The 2,739-nt window shown below is 63.4% G+C and carries 3 protein-coding genes; 2 read left to right on the top strand and 1 reads right to left on the bottom strand.

The genetic code is table 11. The features are described 5' to 3' along the window. Positions 1–200 precede the first annotated feature (200 nt). Positions 201–437 (bottom strand): hypothetical protein, encoded by a 237-nt coding sequence (locus RMN73_RS01715; protein WP_309601591.1) that lies wholly within the window; start codon positions 435–437, stop codon positions 201–203. Positions 438–597: 160 nt separating this feature from the next. On the opposite strand from RMN73_RS01715, the gene RMN73_RS01720 reads away from it, so the two are divergent. After that, on the top strand, positions 598–1,827 hold the full coding sequence (locus tag RMN73_RS01720) for a histidine kinase (protein WP_309601592.1): 1,230 nt from the start codon (positions 598–600) through the stop codon (positions 1,825–1,827). Further along, entirely contained in the window at positions 1,820–2,575 is a 756-nt protein-coding gene (locus tag RMN73_RS01725; RefSeq protein WP_309601593.1) for a LytTR family DNA-binding domain-containing protein, read from the top strand. Before RMN73_RS01720 ends, RMN73_RS01725 begins: the two co-directional genes overlap by 8 nt. Positions 2,576–2,739: the final 164 nt, after the last annotated feature.

Consider the following 2,739-nt stretch of genomic DNA (forward strand, 5'->3'; position numbering starts at 1 on the left):
GTCGTCATGAACCCGACTCCTTTTGCCTGGGGAGGATCATGCAGCAGCGGTGGTTGCAAATTGCTTAACCACGATCCCGCCCCCCATTCACATTGTATCAAAGGGATAGGTCCACGGCAAGCACCAATAGTTCACCCGCCGCCTTTGGGGCGACGGGTGTGGGAATATTGCAACTGGGTGTCACCTTGGTGACGGTCGGCTTACTTCCCCTCAGGAAAGCCCGACGATGGCACCGGTTCGTTGCCGCCCGGCTGGGTCGCGGCAATCGGGTCAGATGCGTCCATCGACTGATCTGATCCAACATCCGTCTTCGTATCAAGGTCTTCGGGGTTCTTCTTGAGCTTCAGTTCAAGCTCGCGCTCGGGCGGCTTTTGCTGCGTCGGTGCGGGGGGCTGGCCCGTATCGTCAGGGCGCGTCGTGTCAGTATTATCGGTCATGTGGTTCGTTCCTCCCTCGAATGTGTCAAGCAAACGATTGCCGCATCCCGCCCGTTCCCTCTGCGGGCAAAGATGATTGTTCGACCGGCGGGGGCGCTGTTTCTGCCAAGCGCCGCGGCGTGGATTGCGCGTTCCGGCCGACATCGCCACTGTCGCGACCATGGCTTCTGCTCCGATTTCCTCGAATGGCCGCTTCGCCGATTGGCATCTGGCGGTCAAAACCATCATTGGCTTCTGGCTAATTTACGCATTGACCGTGGTTGCCCGCGCCCTGCTCGGCTCGGATCCGATTGCCACGCTTCAGAACAAGTTGGTGATCATCGCCATTGGTGTCGTGCTCACCGGGCTGGTCTATGCCGCGATTGCGATCTTTGGCGGGATCGACGGGAGCAACCGGCGCAAGGCGATCGTCGCTGGCCTCGCTTCGTTCGTCGCTGCCTGCGCAATGTCGGGCCTGTTGCTGCTCGCCGAGGGCAAAATGCGCGAGAGCAAGGAAGAATTCCGTTATCAGGCGCAGGAAGGCTTCATCATCATCGAGAAGGGCAACAAAATCCGGATCGAGCGCACCGCGAGCGAGCCGCTGGTGTTGACCATGCCCAAGATGCACCAGCTCGAGAGCAGCAAGAAGTTTCGCTATGCCGCCGACGCCGCGGTCATCTGGCTGTTCTTCTTCGCCGCTTGGAGCGCGTTCTACCTCGCTGCCGTCGCCCAGACCCAGGCCCTGCGCGCCCAGCGCCGTGCTGCCGATGCCGAGAGCGCCGCCCACACAGCGCAGGTTCGTGCCTTGCGCTATCAGGTTAATCCGCACTTCCTGTTCAACACGCTGAACTCCTTGTCGTCATTGATCATGACCGGCCGCACCGACCGTGCGGAGGAAATGCTGCTCGCTTTGTCGACTTTCTTCCGTACCAGCCTGTCGCTCAATCCCACCGCCGATGTCACGCTGGCGGAGGAGATCGATCTCCAGCGGCTCTATCTCGATATCGAGACGATCCGCTTCCCGAGCCGGCTCAAGGTGGCGATCGACGTCCCGCCCGAACTGGAAAGCGTTCGCCTGCCGGCGCTGATCCTCCAACCTTTGGTCGAAAATGCGATCAAATATGGCGTCTCGCCCACCCGGGAGGTGGTCACGCTGACGATCGCCGCCGCCGCGCTCGGCGGCGACCAGATGCTCCTTCGGGTGACCAATAGTGGCGGCGGCGGCAAGCCCAATCCCAAGCCGCGCGGTCGCCGCGACAGCGACCGGATCGAAGGCACCGGGGTCGGCCTGGCCAATGTCTGCCAGCGGCTCGAGGCGCGCTTCGCGGGCAGATCGAGCTGCGAATATGGTCCGCTCGGCGACGGCGGATTTGAAGTCCGGCTAACCCTGCCGCGAGACAGACATGATTGATGAGGTGCCACTGCGGGTGCTGATTGCCGACGACGAACCGCTCGCCGCCGAGCGGCTCCAGTTGCTGCTTGCGCGCAACGCCGGGGTCGATCTGGTCGGCACCGCCAGCGATGGCGAAGGCGCGGTTCGACTGGCCGAGGCGCTGAACCCCGATGCGGTGCTGCTCGATATTGCGATGCCCGGAATGGACGGGATCGATGTCGCCCGCGCGCTTGCCCGCCGCCGCCCCTCGCCCGCCGTGATTTTCGTCACCGCCTTCGACCAGTTTGCGGTTGCTGCGTTCGAAGTCGCGGCGGTCGATTATCTGATGAAGCCGGTCGAACCGGCGCGGCTCGCCAGCGCGCTCGATCGCGCGCGGCTGCACCTCAAGAATCGCCATGAGCAGGAGGCCGCGCACGACAATGCCGACGTCTCCCCATTCCTCGACGAATTCTGGGCCTCTGACCGCACCGGCCTCGTTCGCATCGCGTCACGCGACATCGACCGCATCACCGCCGAGCGCGACTATATGCGGCTCCATGTCGGCGCGCGCAGCTGGCTGATCCATCATTCGATGGCGGCGCTGGAGGAACGGCTCGATCCGCAGACTTTCGTCCGCCTCCATCGTTCGGCGATCGTCCGCCGCGAATTTATCGCTGGCTTCTCGCGCAATCCCTCAGGCCGCTGGATTGCGCGTCTCGGCGATCAAAGCGAACAACCGGTTGGCCGGCTTTATGCCGATCGCGTGCGGAGCATCGCCGGGCGCTAGAGTCTGTTTCAGCTAAGAGGGATCGGCACCGGCCCGCACCCCCACCCGGCCACCCACAGCGTTAACTGAATTGGGAGGGCGGGGGGGGGTGGGGGGCGGTGCCGAGCCCTCTTAGCTGAAACCTACTCAAGGGCCCGGCGATGCAACGCACGCGATAGGGATAA

This window comes from Sphingomonas sp. (assembly GCF_031372575.1).
In the GTDB taxonomy this organism is placed as follows: domain Bacteria; phylum Pseudomonadota; class Alphaproteobacteria; order Sphingomonadales; family Sphingomonadaceae; genus Sphingomicrobium.

Bases quoted from the DNA above. Each gene is read 5' to 3' on its own strand.
- RMN73_RS01715 (WP_309601591.1), bottom strand. From the start codon at position 437: ATGACCGATAATACTGACACGACGCGCCCTGACGATACGGGCCAGCCC.
- RMN73_RS01720 (WP_309601592.1), top strand. From the start codon at position 598: ATGGCTTCTGCTCCGATTTCCTCGAATGGCCGCTTCGCCGATTGGCAT.
- RMN73_RS01725 (WP_309601593.1), top strand. From the start codon at position 1,820: ATGATTGATGAGGTGCCACTGCGGGTGCTGATTGCCGACGACGAACCG.